Source organism: Rhodococcus sp. OAS809 (assembly GCF_040546695.1).
Lineage (GTDB): Bacteria > Actinomycetota > Actinomycetes > Mycobacteriales > Mycobacteriaceae > Rhodococcus_F > Rhodococcus_F qingshengii.
In genome coordinates, this window is sequence record NZ_JBEPOI010000002.1 from 5,237,136 (window position 1) to 5,260,212 (window position 23,077).

The following is a 23,077-nucleotide window of genomic DNA, read 5'->3' on the forward strand; positions in this document are numbered from 1 at the left end:
TCAGCTCGAGTGTCTTGTACGTTCACCATTCATTCGTTGCGGGCGGTCAGACTGCCTCAGTGAGATCGAGTCCGGAAAGAACGCTGCCCACTTCAGGCAAGCCAGGTCTGTGGGGCAGACCATGGCGTGATTACGCGCTGTTCGCGCTCTTGGTAGGTCCCAATCTCGCGTTGCTGATCTTGTTCACCTATCGCCCGCTGGTGGACAACATCCGACTTTCGTTCTTCGACTGGAACATTGCGGACCCGAAGGCGACGTTCATCGGGCTGAGCAATTACCGCGAGTGGTTCGGACGAAGCGACACCTGGCAGATCGTCACCAACACAGTGGTATTCACATTGGTCACAGTGGTGGGTTCGATGGTCATCGGTTTGGCGTTGGCCATGCTGCTCGATCGCAAGCTCGTCGGGCGAAACCTGGTCCGGTCGGCCATCTTCGCTCCGTTCGTCATCTCCGGTGCAGCGATCGGTGTCGCGTTTCAGTTCGTCTTCGACCCCAACTTCGGTCTGATCCAGGATCTCCTGCACCGCGTCGGACTCCAATCGCCCGACTTCTATCAGGACCCCCACTGGGCGCTGTTCATGGTGACGGTGACATACATGTGGAAGAACCTCGGCTACACGTTTGTCATCTATCTCGCTGCGCTGCAAGGAGTTCGGCAAGAGTTGAACGAAGCCGCCGAAATCGACGGTGCCAAGCCGTGGACCAAGTTCCGCCGGGTTCTCCTACCTCAGTTGCGCCCGACGACGTTCTTCCTCTCCATCACCGTCATGCTCAACTCGCTCCAGGTCTTCGACATCATCAACGTCATGACCCGTGGTGGCCCGCTGGGTACGGGGACGACGACGATGGTCTACCAGGTGTACAACGAGACGTTCCGAAACTTCCGGGCGGGCTACGGTGCGACGGTTGCCACCATCATGTTCCTGATCCTGCTGATCATCACCGTCTACCAGGTTCGTGCCATGGATCGGGGAGAAGAGAAATGACAGCGGTAGAGGAAAAGAAAAGCGCTGCTCCGACTTCCGTCGTTAGGCCGGGGCCGGACCGCAAGAACGTGGACCGGCGTGAGGTCGGTGTGAAGATCCTCGGCTATGCGGCAATGGTGATCGCGTTGGTCATCATCGTCCTGCCGCTCTACTGGATCGTGATGACCTCGTTCAAGGAGCGCCCGGAGATCTACACGCAGCCGGCAACGTGGTGGCCGTCGTCGCTGCATCCCGAAAACTATTCGGAAGCAACCACATCGGTCCCGTTCTGGATGTTCTTGCGGAACTCGATAGTGATCACGACGATTCTGTCGGCGGCGAAGTTCGTTCTGGGGACTCTCAGCGCCTATGGGCTTGTTTTCCTGCGCTTCCCGGGGAAGAACTTCGTCTTTCTCGGAATCATCGCCGCATTGATGGTTCCGAACCAGATCACCGTGATCTCGAATTACGCGCTCGTGGCAGAGTGGGGCTGGCGTAACACGTTCCAGGGCATCATAGTTCCGCTCGCGGGTGTAGCCTTCGGTACGTTCCTCATGCGCAACCACTTCCTCTCGATCCCTTCGGAGATCGTCGAGGCGGCGCGGATGGACGGAGCCGGCCACTGGCGGTTGCTCTGGCGCGTGGTGCTCCCCGTTTCCGGACCCACGATGGTGGCGTTCGGCATCATCACGGTGGTCAACGAATGGAACGAGTACCTGTGGCCGTTCCTCATGTCCGACGATTCCTCGGTAGCACCGCTGCCGATCGGATTGACCCAACTGCAGAACAACGACGGACTTACCAACTGGGGTCCGGTCATGGCAGGAACGGTGCTGACGATGCTACCGATCCTGGTGATTTTCCTTCTGCTGCAAAGACACATGATCAAGGGCCTCACCTCCGGTGCGGTCAAGGGCTGACAGCTTTCCCGTCACATTTCTTTCTCGAGGAGCAGTAATGGCAAACATGAACAGGCGCGGATTCTTGAGCCTCGGCGGTGCAATCGCCGCCGGCGCCGCACTGACCGCGTGCGCGGGATCCGGCGGGTCGAGCGCTGATGCTGCGGGAACATCCGGTGCGTCGGGTGATTCCAACACCATCACCTTCTGGTCGAACCATCCGGGTAAGTCCACCGACGTGGAGAAGGAACTGATCAACCGCTTCCAGACCAAGTACCCGGACCTGAAGGTCAACTTGGTGGACGGCGGCAAGAACTACGAAGAGGTGGCACAGAAGTTCAACGCTGCCCTCTCCGGTGGAGATGTGCCCGATGTGGTTGTGCTGTCGGATGTCTGGTGGTTCAACTATGCACTGGCCGGGGCAATCGAGCCGCTCGACGGACTCTTCTCCGAGGTGGGGGTCGACTCGGCCGACTACGTCGATTCACTGCTCACCGACTACCTGTTCCAGGGCAAGCACTATGCGCTTCCCTACGCGCGGTCGACGCCGTTGTTCTACTACAACAAGGCGGTCTGGTCGCAGGCAGGTCTTCCCGACCGTGGGCCGGCGACATGGCAGGAGTTCGACGAGTGGGGACCCGAGCTGCAGAAGGTCGTGGGCAACGGCAAGTTGGCACACGGGTGGGGCAACGCGAAGGATTACCTCGGCTGGACCTACGAAGGCCCAATCTGGACGTTCGGCGGCTCGTACTCCGACCAGTGGAATCTGCAGCTCGACAACGAGAAGACCATTGCCGCAGGGCAGTTCCTCTCCAGCATGATTCACGATAAGAAGTACGCCGCGGTCTCCACTGACATCGCGAACGAATTCGGTACCGGCATTCTGGCGTCGACCATCGCGTCGACGGGCGATCTGTCCGGCATCAAGAAGACTGCCAACTTCGACTTCGGCACCGCTTTCCTCCCGGCAGTGGACGGAACTCCCGGTTGCCCCACCGGCGGTGCCGGGCTTGCCATCCCGTCCAAGATCTCCGATCAGCGTAAGAAGAACGCGCTCAAGTTCATCGACTTCATCACCAATGGTGAGAACACGGCGTACTTCTCGCAGAACGTCGGCTACATGCCGGTCCGCAAGTCGGCAACCTCGGAGCCGAGCATGAAGGCGTTCCTCGACGCGAACCCCAACTCCCGTACCGCTGTGGATCAGCTCTCGCGTACGCGCTCGCAGGACTACGCACGCGTGTTCGTCCCGGGTGGGGATCAGATCATCGGCACCGGACTCGAGCAGATCGCTCTCCAGAAGGCCGACGTCGCATCGACATTCGCCGGCGTTGCCACGCAGTTGCAGCAGATCATCGACCGGCAGATCACCCCCAAGCTGCCGAAGTAGTAGGAGAGAACACTCATGGCCAACGTGCAATTCGCGGGAGTCACGCACCGCTACGAAGGAACCGATCGACCGGCAGTCGACCGTCTCGACCTCGACATCGCCGACGGTGAGTTCCTGGTACTCGTAGGACCTTCCGGTTGCGGTAAGTCCACCAGCCTGCGAATGCTCGCCGGTCTCGAGTCCGCGTCGGACGGCCGGATCGAGATCGGCGGCACGGACGTCACGCACCTCGCTCCGCGAGCACGTGACGTCGCCATGGTGTTTCAGAGTTACGCGCTGTACCCGAACATGACCGTCGAGCAGAACATGGGCTTCGCGCTGCAGAATGCCGGAGTAGGAAAGGCCGAGCGACGGGAGCGGGTACTCGAGGCAGCGCGGATGCTCGAGCTCGAACCGCTGCTCGGACGTAAACCGGCCAAGCTGTCCGGTGGGCAACGCCAGCGAGTCGCCATGGGTAGAGCCATCGTTCGCCATCCCAAGGTGTTCTGCATGGATGAGCCGCTCAGCAATCTGGATGCCAAACTACGCGTCAGCACACGGTCGCAGATCGCCGCCTTACAGCGTCGACTCGGCACCACGACGGTCTACGTCACCCACGATCAGGTCGAGGCGATGACGATGGGGGACCGAGTGGCGGTGATGCTGGACGGTCGCTTGCAGCAGGTGGCGAAGCCGCGCGAACTCTACGACAACCCCGTCAACACCTTTGTGGCCGCCTTCATCGGATCGCCCGGCATGAACCTGATCGAAGCGCCGGTCGAGGGAACCGTCGCAGTGCTCGGTGATCTGCGGATTCCGCTGCCCACCGGGGCGTCCGAGCGGGAGCGGGTCGTCGTGGGAGTGCGCCCGGAATCGTGGGATCTGGTGGGAGCGTGGCGAAAGGGCTCGCTGGCCGTGGATGCCGATCTGCTCGAAGAGTTGGGAGCCGAATCGTTCGTCTATGCAAAGGGTGCCCCGGATTCGCAGTGGCAGAGCCGATCCGGTCGAATCGTCATTCGCGTCGACCGGAAGATGTCGGTGGCACCGGGGGAGTCGCTTCATCTGCTGCCCAAGGCCGGCGAGGTGTACTTCTTTTCCGCGGAGACCGGAGTACGTCTGTAGCGATACTGTGTGCGGCATGACCGTCGCACGTTCGCTGTTGCTGTTCGTACTCGCCGCGCTGCTCGAAATCGGGGGCGCGTGGTTGGTGTGGCAGGGAATTCGCGAGCACAAGGGATGGATCTGGGTGGGGCTCGGCGTCATCTCGCTCGGCCTCTACGGTCTGGTCGCCACCATGCAACCCGATGCGAACTTCGGGCGCATCCTCGCCGCGTACGGCGGGATCTTCGTCGCAGGTTCACTGCTGTGGGCGGTGGTGATGGACGGATTCCGCCCGGATCGTTTCGACATCGCCGGTGCGCTGATCTGTCTGGTCGGCGTCGGGGTGATCATGTACGCCCGGTAGGCCTTCGGCCCCGTGCGCGCTCAGGGAGTCCAGGGGGTCCCTAAGCGCGCACAGGGGCTTGCCCCTGCTACCAGATCTTCACACGCTTCTCCGGCTCCAAATACAGTGCGTCACCGGGCTTGACGTCGAACTCCTCGTGGAACGTGTCGAGGTTGCGGACGACGCCGTTGCACCGGAACTCCGGCGGCGAGTGCGGGTCGACGGCCAGACGGCGAAGCGCTTCGGCCTCACGGGCCTTCGTGCGCCATACCTGCGCCCACCCGAAGAACACGCGCTGCAAGCCGGTGAGTCCGTCGATGACCGGAGGTTCGGTACCTTCGGTCGCGATCTTGTACGCCGCGATCGCGATCGACAGCCCGCCGAGGTCGCCGATGTTCTCGCCGATCGTGAACTCGCCGTTGACGTGGTGGCCCGGAAGTTCCTTGGGCTCGAACTCGTTGTACTGCTCGATGAGAGCCTTTGTGCGCTTGCCGAATTCGCTGCGGTCCTCGTCGGTCCACCAGTCGACCATGTTGCCGTCGCCGTCGTACTTGGCGCCCTGATCGTCGAACCCGTGACCGATCTCGTGGCCGATGACGGCGCCGATGCCGCCGTAGTTGGCAGCGTCGTCGGCTGCCGCGTCGAAGAACGGCGGCTGGAGAATGGCTGCGGGGAAGACGATTTCGTTCATGCCCGGGTTGTAGTAGGCGTTGACGGTCTGCGGCGTCATGAACCACTCGTCACGGTCGACGGGGCCGCCCAGCTTGGCCAGGTCACGGTCGTACTCGGCGGCGTATCCGCGACGGTAGTTGCCCACCAGGTCGGTTGCCGAGATCTCGAGTCCGGCGTAGTCGCGCCACTTGTCGGGGTAACCGATCTTCGGGGTGAACTTCTCGAGCTTGGCCAATGCAGCCTCACGAGTCTGCGGGCTCATCCACTCGAGGTCGGAGATGTTGCGGCGGTACGCCTCCTGCAGGTTTGCGACCAGTTCCAGCATGCGGGTCTTCGCCTCTGCGGGGAAGTGTCGATCGACGTAGAGCTTGCCGACGGCCTCGCCGAGCAGATCCTGGACCAGGCTTACCCCGCGCTTCCAGCGCTCACGGTTCTCTTCGGTCCCGGACAGTGTGGTGCCGTAGAAAGCGAAGGTCTCGTCGACCAGGGCCGAATGCAGGTAAGGGGAGCGGGCATGAAGCACCTTCCACGCCGCCCATGCCTTCCAGTCGTCCAGTGACTCCGACGCCCAGAGTGCGGTGAAGGTGTGCAGGAATTCGGGCTGGCGGACCACGATCTCGGCGAACTTCTCCGAATCGGCGCCGAGACCGGACAGCCATGCCGCCCAGTCCAAACCGGGGTTCTGCTCGGTCAGTTCCTCGAAGCCCACCAGGTTGTAACTCAGATCTGCGTCACGACGCTTGACGACGTCCCAATGCCCGGCCGCGATCTTCTTCTCGAGCTCGAACACACGCTGGGCGTCGTAGCCGACGCCGGCGAGGGTGAACATCTTGTCGATGTGCGCGACGTACTTCTCGCGGATCTCCGCGTAGTTGTCCTCGCGGTAGTACGACTCGTCGGGGAGGCTGATTCCCGACTGGCTGAAGTGGATCAGGTACCGCTCGGAGTTCTTGGCATCGGTGTCGACGTAATGCGAGATGGCACCGCCGACGCCGACGCGCTGGTGGCGTCCGATCACGGTGGCCAGCGACGACCGGTCCGGCGCATCGGCGACGGCGTCGAGCTCGTCGTCGATGGGGCCGAGGCCTGCGGCCTCCACGGCGTCGGCGTCCATGAAACTCGAGTACAGGTCGCCGATGCGCTGTGCATCGGTACCGGCGGCCGAGTTGGACTCCGCGGCTTCGGTGATGATGGTCTGTACGTCTTCTTCGGCCTTGTCGTAGAGCGTCCGGAAGGCCCCGTCGACTGCGCGGTCTGCCGGAATCTCGTATTCGGCGAGCCATTTTCCGTTGACGTGGACGAACAGATCGTCCTGCGCCCGTGTGTCGCCGTCGAGGTGGGTGAGGTCGATGCCTGAGCGATGAGCCGTGGTCATTTCTCCATCCTTACACGATCATGACGAACTGCTCGGTGTGTGCGCGATCGCTCCACGCCGAGTTCATCTCTTGTGCTGGGCAACGTCGGTATGGCATGGCACGATCGAATACGTGACCAGCAGACCTGCCGCAGATCCGCACCTGCAGGACCTCGCGCGACTACGACGTGTGCGAGACCGTATCGACCGGGAGTACGCGCGGCCTCTGGACGTGGAGGCGCTCGCGCGGGGAGTGAACATGTCTGCGGGGCATCTCAGTCGCCAATTCCGTCAGGCATACGGAGAACCGCCGTACGCCTACCTGATGACCAGGCGAATCGAGCGAGCGATGGCGTTACTGCGGCGCGGAGACCTCAGTGTCACGGACGTCTGCTTCGAGGTCGGTTGCAGCTCTCTCGGCACTTTCAGCAGCAAGTTCACCGAATTGGTGGGGGTTCCGCCCAGTGTCTATCGGCGCGAGGCCGAGCAGTCGACGGCAGGAATGCCGTCCTGCGTGTCCAAACAAGTCACCAGACCGATCAGGAATCGAGAAGCGCAGACCGCGCAGCCGCAATTAACGTGATCGCCATGGACATCACCATTCACTCGAGTTTCCTTCCGCAGGACGACCCTGAAGCCGCCCTGAACTTCTATCGCGACACGCTCGGCTTCGAGGTTCGCAACGACGTCGGCTACGACGGGATGCGTTGGATCACGGTGGGGCCGCCCGGCCAGCCCGGCACCTCCATCGTGCTGCATCCGCCGGCCGTCGATCCCGGAATCACCGACGAGGAGCGCCGCACCATCATCGAGATGATGGCCAAGGGCACCTACGGCGGACTTCTCCTGGCCACCAAAGATCTGGACGACACGTTCGAGCGGCTTCAGGCCGGCGACATCGACGTCGTCCAGGAACCGACCGAGCAGCCGTACGGCGTTCGCGATTGCGCCGTCCGGGACCCAGCGGGAAACCTGATCCGTATTCAAGAACTGCGCTGAGCCCGTCAACTGCGCTGAGACCGTCGGCGATCGACTGACAGATGGAGACACGATGACTGCCTTGCACACCGCAGACAGCCACGATTTGATCCGCGTGCAAGGCGCGCGGGTGAACAACCTCGAAGACATCAGTGTCGAGATCCCGAAGCGGAGGCTGACGGTATTCACCGGCGTCTCCGGTTCGGGGAAGAGTTCGCTGGTGTTCAGTACGATCGCCGCGGAATCGCAGCGGATGATCAACGAGACCTACAGCGCTTTCGTTCAAGGATTCATGCCGACGCTCGCGCGGCCGGACGTCGATGTTCTCGACGGCCTGACCACCGCGATCATCGTCGATCAGCAGCGGATGGGAGTCGACCCGCGCTCGACCGTCGGAACCGCCACCGACGCCAACGCGATGCTCCGCATCCTGTTCAGCCGTCTCGGAAAGCCTCACATCGGTTCGCCTCAGGCGTTTTCGTTCAACGTGGCCTCGATCTCCGGAGCAGGCGCGGTCACGATGGAACGCGGCGGACGTCAGACGAAAGAGCGTCGCAGCTTCAAGATCACCGGCGGCATGTGTCCGCGGTGTGAGGGACGAGGGGCGGTCAACGATTTCGATCTGACCGCGTTGTACGACGACACCAAGTCGCTCAACGAGAGTGCGATCACGGTCCCCGGCTACAGCATGGAGGGTTGGTACGGCCGGATCTACCGCGGCTGCGGTTTCTTCGATCCCGACAAGCCGATCAAGAAGTACACCAAGAAGGAACTGAACGATCTGCTCTACAAAGAGCCGACCAAGATCAAGGTCGAAGGCATCAACCTGACGTACACGGGTCTGATTCCGCAGATTCAGAAGTCGTTCCTGGCCAAGGACGTCGACGCGATGCAGCCCCACATCCGGGCGTTCGTCGAGCGGGCGATCACGTTCACCACCTGCCCCGAATGCGACGGGACGCGACTGAGCGAGGGGGCGCGGTCGTCGAAGATCAAGGGCGTCAACATCGCCGACGCCTGCTCGATGCAGATCAGCGATCTCGCGGAATGGGTCAGCGGACTGAAGGAGCCTTCGGTCGCGCCGTTGCTCACGACGCTCGGTGAAACGCTCGACTCGTTCGTGGAGATCGGACTCGGCTACCTCAGTCTCGATCGGCCGTCGGGAACCCTCTCCGGCGGTGAAGCTCAGCGCACCAAGATGATTCGTCACCTGGGTTCCTCGCTCACCGACATCACGTATGTTTTCGACGAGCCCACCACCGGCCTGCATCCGCACGACATCGCGAGGATGAACGACCTACTGCTGCGCCTGCGGGACAAGGGCAACACCGTGCTCGTGGTCGAGCACAAGCCGGAGACGATCGTGATCGCCGACCACATCGTCGACCTCGGTCCGGGTGCGGGTAGCGCCGGCGGAAACGTCTGCTTCGAGGGCACCGTCGACGGTTTGCGTGCCAGCGACACCGTAACCGGCCGTCACTTCGACGACCGGGCCGCAATCAAAGAGACCGTGCGGGAGTCCACCGGAGCAATCGAGATTCGTGGAGCGAACTCACACAACCTGCAGGACGTCGACGTCGACGTACCGCTCGGCGTCCTGGTCGTGGTCACCGGTGTCGCCGGGTCGGGCAAGAGTTCGCTGATCCACGGCTCGCTCGCGAAACGCGAAGACGTGGTGTCGGTCGATCAGAGCGCGATCCGCGGCTCGCGTCGGAGCAACCCGGCGACGTACACGGGGCTGCTCGACCCGATTCGCAAGGCATTCGCCAAGGCCAACGGCGTGAAGCCGGCGCTCTTCAGTGCCAACTCCGAGGGCGCCTGCCCGACGTGCAACGGCAACGGCGTCATCTACAGCGACCTGGCGATGATGGCCGGCGTTGCCACTCTCTGCGAGGAGTGCGAGGGCAAGCGCTTCCAAGCCGAGGTACTCGAATACAAATTCGGTGGCAAGGACATCAACGAGGTTCTCACGATGTCGGTGGCCGAGGCCGAGGAGTTCTTCGGCGACGGTGAGGCCAAGACCCTCGCTGCGCACAAGATCCTCGTCCGACTGGTCGACGTGGGGCTCGGATACCTCACGATCGGCCAGCCGTTGACGACGCTGTCGGGCGGTGAGCGTCAGCGCATCAAGCTGGCAACCCACCTGGGTGAGAAGGGCGGCGTGTACGTCCTCGACGAGCCGACCACCGGACTGCACCTGGCCGACGTCGAGCAGTTGCTCGGCCTGCTCGATCGACTGGTCGATTCCGGCAAGTCAGTCATCGTGATCGAGCACCACCAAGCGGTGATGGCACACGCAGACTGGATCATCGACCTCGGCCCTGGTGCGGGTCACGACGGCGGTCGGATCGTCTTCGAGGGCACTCCCGAGGAGCTCGTCGCCGACGGCTCCACCCTCACCGGAAAGCACCTCGCGGCATACGTCGGCAGCTGACCGGGCTCCTACCTCAGGCGTCGATACCCAGGTTGATGACGGCGAGGTAGGACCCGTCCGACTGCTTTTCGACGGTCATGAGGCCGGTGTCGTCGTAGATGCCGTCACTGGCGTTGTTCGTGTTGTTCTCACGACCGGTGTGCTCGCTGTACGGGGACTGCGAGTACACCTCGTCGAGAAGGGTCTCGTCGAAGAAGGTCTGCGACGTGAGGACCGTCTTCTTGTCGATGTGAACCTTGACGTGGATGTGGGTGGTGCGGCCCATGTACCAGCCGGGGAAGATCGTGGTGAACTGTGCGATGCCGTTTGCATCGGTGGTCTGCGCCCCGCGCAGATAGGTACCGTCGTCGGTGGTGGTGGCTTCGGTGTCGCCGACGCTGTACGAACCGTCGGAGGTCTCACCGGACCCTCCCATGCCGCCGCCCATTCCGCCGGGGGCGCCTGACGGTGGTTCGCCCATTCCGCCTCCGGGTGCACCTGACGGAGGTTCACCCATCCCCCCGGCCGGGGGAGTTCCGCCACCGCCGCCGCCGTTGGCGCTCAGCGAACCGGATTCGAAGCCGGAGTACACGCCGCCGGCGTCGCAGTGCCAGATCTCGACGACGGCGTTACTGACCGCGCCGATGCTGCCGTCGACGTTGCACTGGCTGTTGTCCTGCACGCGCATCGCAACCTGCAGCGTGGTGCCCGGACGGTCCTCGCGGATGTCGCCGCGAATGGAGTCGACGTCGAACCAGTAGGGACCCTGCGTCTCTTCCTTGCTCATGACACACTGCGGTGCTTTGGCCAGAAGTGCGGTGACAGCGTCGCCGGACGTGGCCGCGGCGGAGGTGCCGGAAGTGGTTGTCGTCGACGCAGCCGCAGCCGAAGTCGTCGTGGCGGTGCCACTGTTGCCGGAGCACGCTGCGATGAGCCCGCCGAGACTGATGGTTCCGCCGAGGGCGAGAGCCCGCCGACGGCTCACGCGCAGCCTGCTCGCTTCGATGTCTTTGTTCACGCCGCTGTACCTCCATTGTGTGGGCTGTTGTCTCAATGGTGGACGGGCGACCTGGTGCGGAACTGGTTATCCGCTGTGAACTTGCTGGGAGAGCATCTGAATGCTCGAAGTGGCCCGCACATAGACCTGTCCGCCGGCGTCGACGATGCGAGTTTCGATCAGCGCGAGCCTGCGCCCGGCACGAATCACGGAGGCCTCGGCGCGCAAGACCGGCCCGCCGATGTCGGGTGAGCGCAGGAAGTCGATCTTGTGGTCGAGGACGCGATAGTCCTGGTCGACGCGGGTCAGGGTCTGGGCAGACAGGCCAGTGATGGCGTCGACTGCCGAGATGAGGACACCGCCCTGAACGGCGCCCAACGGGTTGGCCATCCAGGCCACGGGTGCGAACTCACCGACGACGGAACCCGGGGTCACGTCGACGACAGCAAGATCGAGGAGACCGGCGAGTGGACCGCGTTCGAGTTTGCCGTCGCGGATTCCTTCGACGACGTCGGACCCGGACAACCCGCTCAGGTTGCTTGTCTTCTCCGGCGTCGGGACGGGCAGCGGCTCGCCCTCCACGTAGTCGTCGATTCCCACGACGGGGGGACGCGAGACCACCATGGCGCGACCGGCCATCACTGCCAGAAGGGTGCCGTTCTCGTCGCGAAGTTGCCCGGATGCGAGTCCGACGCCGTCGTCGAGATGCACGAGTGTTCCGGTGGCACCGACGTCCGCGACGTCGGGGATGTCGGCGCCCGCACTGACCGTGACCTGCGCGAGCACGGACTGATGGCCCGAGGTCAGTCCCGAGTACACCGCGCCACCCATGGCACCGTCGATCATGACTCCGATGGAACCGAGCACGGTCTTGCCACGGTGATCGTGGAATCGCTCGCCGACGGCCTGCGCGAAGGCCAGGTCCCCGGGCTCGACCGAAACGGCGCGCACACCCATCAATGTGTTGAGTGGGTCAAGCTTCTTGACGGGCGCGGCGGAGTTGTCGATGCTCATCCGTCGAGTATCTCCAGCGCGCCGAGTCCTGCCGAGACCGGGTCTCAACCACCGATACGTGAATGCATCTCCCAGACGAGGACTTCGGCCCCGGCGTCGGAGGTCAGCTGCTGGCCACCCGAATCGCTCAACCGGACAGCATCGCCCTCGTACAGTGTGCCGACGCCCTCCATCTCGGCAGTGCCCTGCGCGACGAAGACGTGCAGGAACCGTGCGCCCGGAAGATTCACGGAGGTGCCCGGCAGAATGCGTGCGACATGCATGGCGGCGTTCTTGTTGTTGATGCGAATCGCCGAATGATCCTTGTAGCGCTCCATCCCGGAGGCAACCGGGATCAGACCGCCGCGCAGCAGTTCGTCGTCGATCTCGAGCTGTTCGTAACCGGGGGTCAGTCCACCTTCGTCCGGTACCACCCACATCTGAATGAAATGCACGGGGTCGGAATGCTGTTCGCCGCCGATACGCCACGAATCGTTCTTCTCACTGTGCATGATTCCGGTACCGGCGCTCATGCGCTGGGCGAGTCCCGGATAGATGACGCCGGTGTGGCCGATGGAATCCTGGTGCACGAGCGAACCGCGAAGCACCCAGGTCACGATTTCCATGTCCTTGTGCGGATGGGTGTCGAAACCGGTTCCCGCCAGTACGGTGTCGTCGTTGTTGACGAGCAGCAATCCGTGATGAGTGTTGTCCGGATCGTAGTGCTGTCCGAACGAGAACGAATGTTTCGAATCCAGCCAGGAGACGCGGGATTTCAAGCGATCGCCGGAGCGGTGCACATCGATGTGCGGTGTCGTCCGTGGGGCCTGTGCTCGACCAGATGCCATGGCTCCTCCTTCTGTACCACCGGGATCCACCACAATCGGGATCCGCCACTACCGGCATCCACCCTACGACGAACCTGCTGTGTAGTCCGAACATTGGGCGTACTCGGTGGTGTCGTCAGTTCGTCGACGCGTGCATCTCCCACACGAGTATCTCCGCATCGCCGATTCCCTCGACTCGTTGACCGCCAGTATCCTTGAGTCGCAACGAATCTCCCGGACCGAGCAATCCGACTCCCTCGACGTCGACAGTGCCACCGGCGATGAAGCCGTGCACGTACGGCGCATCCGGGAGAGATACCGACCCACCGGTCTCGAGGCGAGCAACATGCAGTGCCGCATGTTTGTTGTGCAAGCTGATCGCGCTGTGGTCGCGATGCGCGGGCATCCCCGACGCCAGGGTGATCAGGCCACCGCCGTCGAGTTCGGAGTTGATGTCGAGTTCCTGATAGCTCGGAGTCACTCCGGATTCGTCCGGGGGTATCCACATCTGGACGAGGTGAACGGGCTCGGTGACACGCGAGCCGTCGGCCCGGAAGCGATCGTTGCGCTCGGAGTGCAGGATTCCGGTACCGGCGCTCATTCTCTGCGCGAGTCCGCGATGGATGACCCCGGAGTGCCCAGCGGAATCCTGGTGAACCAGAGATCCGCTGAGCACCCACGTCACGATCTCGGTGTCGCGGTGCTGATGAGTGTCGAAACCGTAGTCGGCTTCGATGATGTCGTCGTTGTTCACCAACAGAAGTCCATGCGCGTACGCGGCGTGATCGAAGTTTCCGGCGAAGGGGAAACTGTGACGCGCCGTGAGCCAGCCGTAGTTGAGATGCGCGCGTTCGTCAGCTCGCTGGACGACTACCGACGACATGTCAGCTCAGCGTCTCGTGTGCCGCCGGGATGGATCCCAGGCGTCCGGCCTGGAAGTCCTCGAAGGCCTGCATGACCTCGGACTTGGTGTTCATGACGAACGGCCCGGCCATCGCGATGGGCTCACGAATCGGTTTGCCGCCGAGGATGAATACCTCGAGAGATTCGGTCCGTGAATCCTGGCGATCGGAGGCGGCGACGGTGATGGAGTCACCGCGTCCGAAGACAGCTGTCTGTCCGACACGAATGGGCCGACGCTCTGCCCCGACCGTGCCTTCGCCGGCGAGCACGTAGACGATCGCGTTGAACTCGGGGTTCCACGGAAGCGTCAGGCTCGCACCCGGGGCCACAGTCGTGTGGGAGAGCGCGATCGGTGTGTACGTCGAACCAGGTCCGGCGTGGCCGGCGATGTCTCCGGCGATGACGCGTACCAAGGCTCCGCCGTCCGGCGAGGAAAGCAGGGCCACCTTGTTACCGGTGATGTCCTGGTACCGCGGAGATGCCATCTTGTTGTCGCGAGGCAGGTTGACCCACAGTTGGACGCCGTGGAAAAGGCCGCCGCTGAGGACGAGGTGCTCCGGCGGAGTTTCGATGTGGAGGATGCCGCCACCCGCGGTCATCCACTGGGTGTCGCCGCCGCCGATAATGCCACCGCCACCATTGGAGTCCTGGTGCTCCATGATGCCGTCGATCATGTAGGTCACGGTTTCGAAGCCGCGGTGCGGGTGCCACGGTGTGCCCTTGGGTTCTCCGGGTGCGTAGTTGACTTCGCCCATCTGGTCCATGTGGATGAAGGGATCGAGGGCGGAGAGGTCGATGCCGGCGAAGGCGCGGTGAACGGGAAAGCCTTCACCTTCGTATCCGACCGGTGCGGTGGTGATGCTCTTGACAGGGCGGTCGACTGCTGACTCTGCCGGCTCGTCGAGACGGGGCAGGGCCAAGATGTTCTCGACTGTCACAGCAGGCATGTCGTACTCCTTGTATCCGTGAAGCTGATGTCAGGTAGTTGATTGTTCAACTATCTCATTCGGAGTCAACAAAGTCGAGCCCCGGGTATTCCCGGGGCTCGACTGGTGTTCGGATCAGCGCAACATGCTGCCGAGGGTTTTTGCCGCTGCCATGACCTCGGCGCCCAGCGCTGCTTGGTCCTCGGAGTCGAAGACGGAAATTCCGAGGCTGGAGATGGCGTCGCGGCGTCGGCCGGGGATCACCGCCGAGATTCCCAGGACCGACGGGATGACCTCGCCGACGGTCACTGCGTAGCCGCGTGCGCGTGCCGCCGTCACTTCCTCTCGTTCCCCGCTCGTCGGCGGGAGTGAGGCAAGGATGGAGAGCCCGGCGGAGCCGCGGTCGATCGGATCGACCTGCCCTGGATGAAACGCGACGTGAACCTTGGCGCTGCGCGGTTCGACCACCATCAGCGCGCGCACTTCGGTATCGCTCTCGCGGACCACCAGGTGCGCTGTCGCCTCGGTGGCCTCGGCAAGTTCTTGAAGTATCGGGCGAGCGAGAGTGCGCAAATCCTGTTCCACCGGTTCGGCGAGGGTGACCAGGCCGGCGCCGAGAGTGACGCGCTTGAAGGAGTCCTTGCGGCACAGGTGATGAGCCTCGAGCGTGCGGATCAACCGATGTGCGACGGTTCGGTGGACTCCCACTCCGTCGGCGATGTCGGTGACCGACAAGCCGTGCGGATAGGACGTCAGGAGTTCCAGGATCTCGAGTCCGTGGTGCAGCGTTTTCGACATGCTGGAGTCCACTTGAACTGCACTTTTGCGCGGTCGGTGTTCCTCGCTCAGCTCTGACATCAAATCCCTTTCTTGACGTTTGTGAGGTATGCCACCTACGCTTTGAATATATCGCACAGTGTGTGCGATTATCGCACACTTTACGGAGCTGCACAACCTTCGGGTGGATGCAGCACAGCGTGTTCGGAGAGAACCTTCATGAGCAACTGCAGCGTCGTGGCAACGGAGGATGTTGCCGCAATTCACCAGCTGTACGGCCACCAGAGTCATTGCATAGACTCTGGGCGCCAGCAGGATTGGGCGCAGACATTCACCGATGGCGGTGAGTTTCATTCCCCCAGTTATCCGGAACCTGTGGTCGGTTTCGACGACCTTGCGGCTTTTGCTGCTCGCTTCTTCGCTGCGGCGGAAGCTGCCGACGAGGTGCATCGCCACGTTCTGACCAATCTCGTCGTCGAGGCGGTGGACGAGAGTGCTCTCACAGTGCACGGGTACCTGCAGATCGTTGCCACCGCTCGCGGCGGAGACTCGCGACTGGTGCGGTTGACAACTGTCACAGATCACGTGGTTCGGGTCGGTGAGGGGTGGAAGATCGCCCGCCGCACCGTCTCCCGCGACGACGCGCCCCGAGCGTCCGAACAAGCTTGAAGTACCGAAATGTTTCTTGCACAACAATATTCAGTAGGAGAAGTACATCATGACCGAAAGCTCTGACCAGACGAACCCGGGCCGTACCGTTGTGACGCAGATGTCGGCGGTGTACCCGGAGTTGGCAGGCAAGGTCGCAGTGGTGACCGGCGCGGCTCAGGGTATGGGTGCGACGTTCGCCGAAGGACTGGCAACGCGCGGCGTACATGTCGTCGGCGCCGACATCAACGAAGAGCAGATGCTCGCCACGGCCGCACGAATCAACACGGACCTCGAATCGAATGCACTGGCGGACAAGCCGGGTCGCGTCGTCGGAGCTCGGGTCGACGTCACCAAGCCCGACGAGCATGAATTGCTTGCGCAGTTGGCGTTGAAGGAGTTCGGCCGGGTTGATTTCTGGATCAACAATGCGGGTATCTTCCCGTTTGCGCTGGCCGAGGAGATCACCCCGGAGCAGATCGGCGCAACGCTGAGTGTCAATGTCGAGGGAGTGCTCTACGGTGCTCAGGCGGCGGCACGTCACCTCGGTCCCGGCGGCGCCATCGTCAACATGTCTTCGGTGTCTGCGCTGCGTGTGCGGAAGGGGAGAGGCGCATACTGCACGTCGAAAGCTGCCGTTGCGCACCTCACGGAGTCTCTCGCAGTGGAGTTCGGCGACAAGGGTATTCGGGTCAACTCCATTGCACCCGGCTACATCGACACGGCGATGACGAAGTGGGTCCAGGAAGATCCGATCGCGCTCGCGAACGCACTCGACGCGGTACCACTGCATCGTCTGGGCTCGCCCGAAGAGGTCTTCGGCCCGCTGCTGTTCCTGCTCTCGGACAGCGCGCGTTACGTCACCGGGCACAGCATTGCGGTGGACGGTGGTTCGCGGCATGTCTGAGTCCACGACATATCCCGGCGTCGTTCTCGTTACCGGCGGTGCTGCCGGGATGGGGGCGCATCACGCGCGCACTCTCGCCGCGCGCGGTTCGCATGTCTGCATTGCCGATGTTTCGGATTCATCCGGCGTGGTCGACGACATCGTCGCCGCAGGCGGATCGGCGTCCGCTCATATTCTCGACGTCACCGATGTCGATGCCTGGGACCGGGTTGTCGACGAAATTCGCACCACCCGTGGGGAACTCGGCGGACTGGTCAACAACGCCGGCATCTCGCGTCGGCTCGAATTCATGGACACCCCGAACGACATCTGGGAACTGACCATGAAGATCAACCTCTTCGGCCCGTTCTACGGTATGAAGGCGGTGGCGCCGCTGATGCGCGAGAGTGGTGGCGGATCGATCGTCAACATCTCGTCCATCGCCGGTCAGATCGGATACTTCTCTCCGGCTTACTCGTCGAGCAAGTGGGGTCTGACCGGTCTGTCGAAGTCGGCCGCAGGTAACTTCGCGCAGTGGGGGATTCGCGTCAACTCGGTGCACCCGGGACTGGTCGGTACGGCGCTGCTCGGCGGCGCGAACGACTTCGTCGCCGCGTCACTGAAGTCGGTTCCCTTCGGACGCATGGGAACTCTCGACGAGATCACCGAAGCAGTGCTGTTCCTGCTCTCGAACAGTTCGACCTACACCACCGGTACGGAACTCACTGTCGACGGCGGGTTGGTGTCGAACGGTCTTTACCACCGCATCATCGCGGAGACTGGAGAACTTTCATGACCGAGCACTGGGACGTCGTTGTCATCGGTGGCGGCGGAGCAGGTCTCGCCGCTGCGGTGTCGGCAGCTGAAGAAGGCGCATCCGTTCTGCTGTTCGAATCCGAAACCGAACTCGGTGGATCCACCGCGCTGTCGGCCGGCATCTTCACGGCCGCCGGAACGAGCGTGCAGGCCGGCCTCGGAGTCGACGACTCGGCAGAGAAGTTCTTCCAGCACTACATGGACCTCAACCAGTGGATGCTCTCACCCGGATTGATTCGTGCATTCTGCGAAAACGCCGGTCCGACACTGGAATGGCTCATCGGACTCGGCGTCGAGATTCCGGCGGCGATCTCAGGTAACGCTCACCAGCCGGGACTCGCCCAAGCCGGCGTCGAGGACGTCTGGCGCGGCCACGTGCCCAAGGATCAGGGATACGGACTGATTCAGGTGCTGGACAAGGCTCGTCGTAAGCACGGGATCGAGGTCATCTTCGGAACACGGGTGCAGAAGCTGATCGAGGAAGACGGTCGGGTTGTCGGCGTTGTCGCCGACGACATCGAGGTGCCTGCGGGCGCCGTCGTTGTTGCCTCCGGTGGATTCGCGCAAGATCCGGGTTTGGTGGAACGCCACTTCCCGGACGCGAACAAGGCCGGAGAGGCCTTGTTCGTCGTCGCCGCCGAGGGGAGCCGCGGAGACCATCTTCGTTTTGCCGAAGACCTCGGTGCTTCCCTGGCGGGCGACGGCTGGGGTCTGATGCTGCCCACCGTCTACTTCCAGCGATTCCACCACTGGCAGGCCGGCTTTCCGCCGAAGTCGCGGATCTACGTCAACCAGGACGGCCGTCGTTTCATGGACGAGGACAGCTCGTACGCGGTCTCGACCGGCATCATCGACCATCAGGGTGGATACGGTTGGATGATCTTCGACGAGAACGCTCGCGTGAATCTGGCTCCAGGATATGCGGATTGGAATCCCGAACGCATCGAGGAAGAAGTTGCCGCCGGTGGCACGATTCGTGCGGACACGATCGAAGACCTCGCAGTGGCTACGGGTGTTCCGGTTGCGACGTTGGCGCAAACCCTGCGTCGATGGAACGACCAACTGCCCAGCGGTCACGACGACGACTTCCTCCGCCATCGCACGTTGCGGAACAAGGGTGCCGTCGGCAATCCGGATCCTATTGCGACAGCTCCGTTCTATGCCGCGAAAATCCTTCCGGCAGAGCTCGTCTGTACGCATGCGGGAATGGAGATCAACACCGATGCGGCCGTGCTCGGCAGCACCGGAGTACCTATCGAGGGTCTGTACGCCGCAGGTGAGGCCGGCGCCGGAATCCTCGGACTGAGATACGTGGGCGGCGGCAATGCGGTTGCCAACGCTTTGACCATGGGCCGCGTAGCGGGACGTAATGCGGCGAATTACACCAGGACCAGCGCTGAGAGCGCACCGGTCCATTCCATCGCGCACTCCTGACGTCCGACGTCTGCGCGGCACCGAATCCAGTCAGTATCCAATCCAGGCAGGGAACAACATGTCAGAGAATGAGACCATGGCGAGAGCCGAATCCACCGAGGGCAGCAGCGTGGCAACCGAACGACAGTCGACGACGAAGGTAATTCGCGCGGCCATCGTCGGTACCGTCGTCGAGTACTACGACTTCGGTATCTACGGATACATGGCCACGACGATCGCCGCGCTGTTCTTCGTTTCCCATGACCCGAACGCAGCGCTGCTCGGTACCTTTGCAGCATTCGCCGTGGCCTTCTTCCTACGCGTGCCCGGCGGCATCTTCTTCGGCCACATCGGCGACAAGTACGGCCGCAAGAACGCGCTGTCCTGGACCATCCTCCTGATGGTTCTCGCGACAGCCGGAATGGGCCTGCTGCCGACTTACGCCACGTTGGGTGTGTGGGCGACGTCCATCCTGGTTCTGGCTCGTTGCCTGCAGGGCTTCGCGGCCGGCGGTGAACTCGGCGGCGCCAACGCGTTCGTCTCCGAGTCCGCTCCCAAACGGTGGCGTGCGACGCAGACCTCGATGGTCAATACCGGCACCTACCTGGGTTCGCTGGCAGCTTCGCTCATGGCCCTCGGCCTGACGTCGGTGTTCTCGCAAGAGCAGATCCTCGAATGGGCTTGGCGTATCCCGTTCCTGCTCAGCCTGCTGATCGGTGGCATCGGTATCTGGATCCGCAGCCAGATGGAAGACACTCCTCAGTTCGAAGAACTGCAGGACAAGGGTGAGACCAAGAAGCTTCCCATCCGTGAGTTGCTCAGCACCTCCGGTGGCAGCGTCGTCAAGATCATCCTGCTGGGCGCACTCATCACCGGCGGTTACTACATCGCCTCGGTGTATGCCGCGACGTACCTGCAGACCACCGGCGGTCATTCGTCGCGCGTTGCTTTCCTTTCCACTTCTCTTGCACTGGTTCTCGGCGTCATCACGTTGCCGATCTCGGGATACATGGCAGACAAGTACGGGCGTCGGCCGGTGCTGTTCGCGCGGTAGTGCCGCCGCAGTGGTTCTCGGAATCCCGATGTTCATGATGATGGCCGGTTCTGGCATCTGGCAGGCGGTTGTCGGTCAGTCAGTGCTCTTCATCTGCGTTTCCGTTGTCAACGGTGCTTCGTACGTGACCTATGTCGAAATGCTGAAAGCATCTGTGCGGTACAGCGGTCTGGCATTGGGTAACAACGTCACCAACATGTTCCTCGGTGGCACCGCGCCTTTCATCGCCACCTATCTCATCAGCTTGACCGGCAACTCTCTCGCTCCGGCTGGATACTTCGTCTTCTGTGCGGTGATCACCCTCGTCACGGTCTTCTTCATCAAGGAGACCAAGGGTGTTGAACTGCAGGTTGATTGATCATCGGGTAGAACAGGAGCCTGACCGTGTCCCTCGCTGACAAGCAAGAAATCACCGAAGTTCTGTATCGCTACGCTCGGGCCGTCGATCGGAAGGATTTCGACAGCGTGGCCCTCTGCTACTTCGACGACGCGATAGACAACCACGGCGGTTACATCGGAACCGTCGACGGGCTGATCGAAGACATGAAGCTCAGACACAAGACGATCGACTCGTCGATTCACTGCATTTCCAACATACTGATCGACGTCAACGGCGATGTCGCTCAGTGCGAGTCGTACTGTTTGTGCTTTCTGCGGCAAGAGCGTTCCGGTACGGATACGGTGCAGACGCTTGCGACGATCAAATGCCGTTACGTCGACAGGTTCGAAAGGCGCCACGGTGAATGGCGAATCGCCGATCGGATTGTCGTGTTCGACGAATCCCGTGAAGACGTGATCGAGAACATCCTGTCCACGGACTGGGTGACGCAACGTCGATCCTTCGACGATCCGGTGTACACCAGGACGCCTTGACCAGTAGTGCAGACGAAGGCCTTCACACACATCGTGTGTGAAGGCCTTTCGCCTGTTCACTTCTCGTGTCAGCCCACTGCGCCTGGTGCGGCGACCTCGGTCAAACGGCCGTCCGAGAGCCTGAGCCAGCGTTCGACCTTGACCTCGGCCAGGAATCTCTCGTCGTGGCTGACCACCACGAACGCCCCCTGATATGCATTCAGGGCACTTTCGAGTTGAGCAACGCTCACCAAGTCGAGGTTGTTGGTCGGCTCGTCGAGAAGAAGCAGCTGCGGGGCCGGATCGGCGAAGAGAACGCACGCCAATGTAGCCCGCAGTCGTTCACCGCCCGAGAGTGCAGCGACGGGAAGATGAGCACCCGCACCCCGAAAGAGGAAGCGCGCCAGGATGTTCATGCGTTCCGGTGCCGGTAGGCCTGGAGCAGACAAGGCAAAGTTCTCTGCGACGGTGCGTGCGGGGTCGAGTAGGTCGAGCCTCTGCGACAGGTATGCCACTCGACCGTCGGCTCGCGTGATCTCACCGGAAGTCGGCGCCACATCCCCGTTGACGATGCGTAGCAACGTCGACTTTCCGACGCCGTTCGGCCCGGTCAACGCGATACGCTCCGGTCCTCGAATGGCCAGGTCGATTCCGGAGTCGGCGAAGATCGCATGATCACCGAACGCGAATTGCATTCGCTCACCGAGGAACACCCTCCGGCCGGCGGGTACATGTGTGCCAGGCAATTCGAGAGAAATCGTCTGGTCGTCTCGAAGAGCGCGGCCCGCTTTGTCGAGTCGGTCCTTCGCCGCGTCGACCCGGGCGAGGTGTGTCTCGTTGGCCTTGCCTGCCGACTCCTGAGCATTGCGCTTCATAGTCCCCGCAAAGATCTTGGGCAAGCCCGCGTTCCCGAGATTGCGGGCAGCGTTACTTGCGCGTCGCGAAGCACGTTCTCGGGCCTGCTGCAGTTCGCGCTTCTCGCGCTTGACCTCTTGCTCGGCGTTGCGGATGTTCTTCTCCGCCACTTCGCGAGCCGAGTGTGCCGCGGCTTCGTAGTCGGTGAAATTGCCACCGTAGAAGCTGATCTCGCCGCTGTGAAGTTCGGCGATGCGGTCCATGCGGTCGAGTAGTCCTCGATCGTGACTGACCACCAACAGACAACCACTCCAGTCGTCGAGAACGTCGTAAAGTCTGCGGCGCGCGTCCAGGTCGAGGTTGTTGGTGGGTTCGTCGAGGAGAAGGACATCGGGGCGTCGCAGGAGTTGCGCGGCCAGTCCGAGCGAGACGACCTGCCCGCCGCTCAGAGTGTCGAGGCGACGATCGAACGTCATGTCGGCCAAACCGAGTCGACCGAGTTGGGCTCGCGTTCGTTCCTCGATATCCCAGTCGGACCCGATTGTCGTGAAGTGTTCTTCTCGTGTGTCCCCGGATTCGACTGCGTCCAACGCAGCGAGCGTCGGGGCGATGCCCAAGACCTCGGCAATGGTCAGATCGCCCGTCAGTGGCAGGTCCTGCGGAAGGTATCCGAGAACGCCGTCGACGGACACACTGCCGGCGCGCGGCCGCAACTGGCCGGCGATCAATCTGAGCAGAGTGCTTTTCCCGACGCCGTTCTGGGCCACCAGCCCGGTTCGGCCGCCGGGCACGGTGAATGACAATTCGTCGAAGACCGGAGTGTCGTCCGGCCAGGCAAAAGACAGATTCGAGCAAACGATGTAGGTATCGGACATGAATAGACCTCAGGTGTCGTGCGGGCGCGGCAACGCTGCTCCGCGAAGAGTCGGGTAAGTGAACGACAACATGGCCACGACGGCAGCGCTCCGAGGCGTCTGCCGGTGGCCGTCATGCCCGGTTTTATCCGGAGATGTCGAGTTCACCAACCATGTCT

Annotated in this window: 21 protein-coding genes and 1 pseudogene; 14 read left to right on the forward strand and 8 right to left on the reverse strand. The window is 62.5% G+C overall.

Going from position 1 to position 23,077, the window contains the following annotated elements:
• Positions 1 to 14: 14 nt before the first annotated feature.
• Genes ABIE52_RS27505 through ABIE52_RS27525 form a run of 5 tightly spaced genes read left to right on the forward strand, consistent with a single transcriptional unit; the run spans position 15 to position 4,701 of the window.
• The gene (locus ABIE52_RS27505; protein WP_003940557.1) at positions 15 to 989 is read left to right on the forward strand and encodes a carbohydrate ABC transporter permease; all 975 of its coding nucleotides are present in this window, start codon (positions 15 to 17) and stop codon (positions 987 to 989) included.
• A complete protein-coding gene (locus tag ABIE52_RS27510) occupies positions 986 to 1,888 on the forward strand; it encodes a carbohydrate ABC transporter permease (protein WP_003939837.1) in 903 nt (300 codons plus the stop codon). The genes ABIE52_RS27505 and ABIE52_RS27510 overlap by 4 nt, the downstream gene beginning before the upstream one ends.
• 37 nt (positions 1,889 to 1,925) lie before the next feature.
• Positions 1,926 to 3,257, forward strand: a complete 1,332-nt coding sequence (locus ABIE52_RS27515; RefSeq protein ID WP_192712223.1) for an ABC transporter substrate-binding protein — start codon at positions 1,926 to 1,928, stop codon at positions 3,255 to 3,257.
• A gap of 15 nt (positions 3,258 to 3,272) precedes the next feature.
• Positions 3,273 to 4,358: an ABC transporter ATP-binding protein gene (locus ABIE52_RS27520; RefSeq protein WP_054187729.1), complete on the forward strand. Its 1,086-nt coding sequence runs from the start codon at positions 3,273 to 3,275 to the stop codon at positions 4,356 to 4,358.
• Between the two features lie 16 nt (positions 4,359 to 4,374).
• The gene (locus ABIE52_RS27525; RefSeq protein WP_003940244.1) at positions 4,375 to 4,701 is read left to right on the forward strand and encodes a YnfA family protein; all 327 of its coding nucleotides are present in this window, start codon (positions 4,375 to 4,377) and stop codon (positions 4,699 to 4,701) included.
• A gap of 67 nt (positions 4,702 to 4,768) precedes the next feature.
• On the opposite strand, the gene ABIE52_RS27530 is transcribed toward ABIE52_RS27525, so the two are convergent.
• The gene (locus ABIE52_RS27530) at positions 4,769 to 6,727 is read right to left on the reverse strand and encodes a M13 family metallopeptidase (RefSeq protein WP_007731407.1); all 1,959 of its coding nucleotides are present in this window, start codon (positions 6,725 to 6,727) and stop codon (positions 4,769 to 4,771) included.
• Positions 6,728 to 6,839: 112 nt separating this feature from the next.
• On the opposite strand from ABIE52_RS27530, the gene ABIE52_RS27535 reads away from it, so the two are divergent.
• From ABIE52_RS27535 to ABIE52_RS27545, 3 genes are read left to right on the forward strand one after another with little or no spacing between them, the layout of a single operon-like run.
• A complete protein-coding gene (locus tag ABIE52_RS27535; protein WP_030535180.1) occupies positions 6,840 to 7,289 on the forward strand; it encodes a helix-turn-helix transcriptional regulator in 450 nt (149 codons plus the stop codon).
• A gap of 5 nt (positions 7,290 to 7,294) precedes the next feature.
• Positions 7,295 to 7,705 (forward strand): VOC family protein, encoded by a 411-nt coding sequence (locus tag ABIE52_RS27540; protein WP_003940539.1) that lies wholly within the window; start codon positions 7,295 to 7,297, stop codon positions 7,703 to 7,705.
• 52 nt (positions 7,706 to 7,757) lie between these two features.
• A complete protein-coding gene (locus ABIE52_RS27545; protein ID WP_007731409.1) occupies positions 7,758 to 10,118 on the forward strand; it encodes an ATP-binding cassette domain-containing protein in 2,361 nt (786 codons plus the stop codon).
• A 13-nt stretch (positions 10,119 to 10,131) separates the two neighbouring features.
• Here ABIE52_RS27545 and ABIE52_RS27550 read toward each other — a convergent pair whose 3' ends face one another.
• The 6 genes from ABIE52_RS27550 to ABIE52_RS27575 all read right to left on the reverse strand — a co-directional run bounded on the left by ABIE52_RS27550 (position 10,132) and on the right by ABIE52_RS27575 (position 15,601).
• On the reverse strand, positions 10,132 to 11,115 hold the full coding sequence (locus ABIE52_RS27550) for an intradiol ring-cleavage dioxygenase (RefSeq protein WP_042926419.1): 984 nt from the start codon (positions 11,113 to 11,115) through the stop codon (positions 10,132 to 10,134).
• 66 nt (positions 11,116 to 11,181) lie between these two features.
• Positions 11,182 to 12,108, reverse strand: a complete 927-nt coding sequence (locus ABIE52_RS27555; protein ID WP_054827906.1) for a PaaI family thioesterase — start codon at positions 12,106 to 12,108, stop codon at positions 11,182 to 11,184.
• Between the two features lie 44 nt (positions 12,109 to 12,152).
• Positions 12,153 to 12,935, reverse strand: coding sequence for a pirin family protein (locus tag ABIE52_RS27560; protein ID WP_003940511.1), 783 nt, complete (start codon positions 12,933 to 12,935; stop codon positions 12,153 to 12,155).
• Between the two features lie 115 nt (positions 12,936 to 13,050).
• Positions 13,051 to 13,797, reverse strand: coding sequence for a pirin family protein (locus ABIE52_RS27565; RefSeq protein ID WP_003939960.1), 747 nt, complete (start codon positions 13,795 to 13,797; stop codon positions 13,051 to 13,053).
• Between the two features lies 1 nt (position 13,798).
• Positions 13,799 to 14,764: a pirin family protein gene (locus ABIE52_RS27570; protein WP_007731415.1), complete on the reverse strand. Its 966-nt coding sequence runs from the start codon at positions 14,762 to 14,764 to the stop codon at positions 13,799 to 13,801.
• Positions 14,765 to 14,878: 114 nt separating this feature from the next.
• Entirely contained in the window at positions 14,879 to 15,601 is a 723-nt protein-coding gene (locus tag ABIE52_RS27575) for an IclR family transcriptional regulator (protein ID WP_003939719.1), read from the reverse strand.
• A 138-nt stretch (positions 15,602 to 15,739) separates the two neighbouring features.
• Here ABIE52_RS27575 and ABIE52_RS27580 point away from each other — a divergent pair, with 138 nt between their 5' ends.
• From ABIE52_RS27580 to ABIE52_RS27605, 6 genes and pseudogenes are all read left to right on the forward strand, one after another.
• Positions 15,740 to 16,189 (forward strand): nuclear transport factor 2 family protein, encoded by a 450-nt coding sequence (locus tag ABIE52_RS27580; RefSeq protein ID WP_192712224.1) that lies wholly within the window; start codon positions 15,740 to 15,742, stop codon positions 16,187 to 16,189.
• Between the two features lie 49 nt (positions 16,190 to 16,238).
• Entirely contained in the window at positions 16,239 to 17,075 is an 837-nt protein-coding gene (locus ABIE52_RS27585; RefSeq protein WP_007731420.1) for an SDR family NAD(P)-dependent oxidoreductase, read from the forward strand.
• On the forward strand, positions 17,068 to 17,850 hold the full coding sequence (locus ABIE52_RS27590; protein WP_039973229.1) for an SDR family NAD(P)-dependent oxidoreductase: 783 nt from the start codon (positions 17,068 to 17,070) through the stop codon (positions 17,848 to 17,850). Before ABIE52_RS27585 ends, ABIE52_RS27590 begins: the two co-directional genes overlap by 8 nt.
• Positions 17,847 to 19,304: an FAD-dependent oxidoreductase gene (locus tag ABIE52_RS27595; RefSeq protein ID WP_003940616.1), complete on the forward strand. Its 1,458-nt coding sequence runs from the start codon at positions 17,847 to 17,849 to the stop codon at positions 19,302 to 19,304. The genes ABIE52_RS27590 and ABIE52_RS27595 overlap by 4 nt, the downstream gene beginning before the upstream one ends.
• Positions 19,305 to 19,380: 76 nt before the next feature.
• A pseudogene (locus ABIE52_RS27600) lies at positions 19,381 to 20,695 on the forward strand (MFS transporter).
• A gap of 26 nt (positions 20,696 to 20,721) precedes the next feature.
• Positions 20,722 to 21,210, forward strand: a complete 489-nt coding sequence (locus tag ABIE52_RS27605) for a nuclear transport factor 2 family protein (RefSeq protein ID WP_030535188.1) — start codon at positions 20,722 to 20,724, stop codon at positions 21,208 to 21,210.
• 68 nt (positions 21,211 to 21,278) lie between these two features.
• Here the strand turns inward: ABIE52_RS27605 and ABIE52_RS27610 are convergent, their stop codons facing one another.
• The gene (locus ABIE52_RS27610) at positions 21,279 to 22,919 is read right to left on the reverse strand and encodes an ABC-F family ATP-binding cassette domain-containing protein (RefSeq protein ID WP_192712225.1); all 1,641 of its coding nucleotides are present in this window, start codon (positions 22,917 to 22,919) and stop codon (positions 21,279 to 21,281) included.
• Positions 22,920 to 23,077: the final 158 nt, after the last annotated feature.

What these genes read in the sequence shown, in the direction of transcription:
- ABIE52_RS27545 (WP_007731409.1), top strand. Translation starts at nt 7,758, where the DNA reads ATGACTGCCTTGCACACCGCAGACAGCCACGATTTGATCCGCGTGCAA.
- ABIE52_RS27510 (WP_003939837.1), top strand. Translation starts at nt 986, where the DNA reads ATGACAGCGGTAGAGGAAAAGAAAAGCGCTGCTCCGACTTCCGTCGTT.
- ABIE52_RS27585 (WP_007731420.1), top strand. Translation starts at nt 16,239, where the DNA reads ATGACCGAAAGCTCTGACCAGACGAACCCGGGCCGTACCGTTGTGACG.
- ABIE52_RS27540 (WP_003940539.1), top strand. Translation starts at nt 7,295, where the DNA reads ATGGACATCACCATTCACTCGAGTTTCCTTCCGCAGGACGACCCTGAA.
- ABIE52_RS27570 (WP_007731415.1), bottom strand. Translation starts at nt 14,764, where the DNA reads ATGCCTGCTGTGACAGTCGAGAACATCTTGGCCCTGCCCCGTCTCGAC.
- ABIE52_RS27525 (WP_003940244.1), top strand. Translation starts at nt 4,375, where the DNA reads ATGACCGTCGCACGTTCGCTGTTGCTGTTCGTACTCGCCGCGCTGCTC.
- ABIE52_RS27565 (WP_003939960.1), bottom strand. Translation starts at nt 13,797, where the DNA reads ATGTCGTCGGTAGTCGTCCAGCGAGCTGACGAACGCGCGCATCTCAAC.
- ABIE52_RS27590 (WP_039973229.1), top strand. Translation starts at nt 17,068, where the DNA reads ATGTCTGAGTCCACGACATATCCCGGCGTCGTTCTCGTTACCGGCGGT.
- ABIE52_RS27575 (WP_003939719.1), bottom strand. Translation starts at nt 15,601, where the DNA reads ATGTCAGAGCTGAGCGAGGAACACCGACCGCGCAAAAGTGCAGTTCAA.
- ABIE52_RS27555 (WP_054827906.1), bottom strand. Translation starts at nt 12,108, where the DNA reads ATGAGCATCGACAACTCCGCCGCGCCCGTCAAGAAGCTTGACCCACTC.
- ABIE52_RS27530 (WP_007731407.1), bottom strand. Translation starts at nt 6,727, where the DNA reads ATGACCACGGCTCATCGCTCAGGCATCGACCTCACCCACCTCGACGGC.
- ABIE52_RS27580 (WP_192712224.1), top strand. Translation starts at nt 15,740, where the DNA reads ATGAGCAACTGCAGCGTCGTGGCAACGGAGGATGTTGCCGCAATTCAC.
- ABIE52_RS27595 (WP_003940616.1), top strand. Translation starts at nt 17,847, where the DNA reads ATGACCGAGCACTGGGACGTCGTTGTCATCGGTGGCGGCGGAGCAGGT.
- ABIE52_RS27610 (WP_192712225.1), bottom strand. Translation starts at nt 22,919, where the DNA reads ATGTCCGATACCTACATCGTTTGCTCGAATCTGTCTTTTGCCTGGCCG.
- ABIE52_RS27560 (WP_003940511.1), bottom strand. Translation starts at nt 12,935, where the DNA reads ATGGCATCTGGTCGAGCACAGGCCCCACGGACGACACCGCACATCGAT.
- ABIE52_RS27520 (WP_054187729.1), top strand. Translation starts at nt 3,273, where the DNA reads ATGGCCAACGTGCAATTCGCGGGAGTCACGCACCGCTACGAAGGAACC.
- ABIE52_RS27515 (WP_192712223.1), top strand. Translation starts at nt 1,926, where the DNA reads ATGGCAAACATGAACAGGCGCGGATTCTTGAGCCTCGGCGGTGCAATC.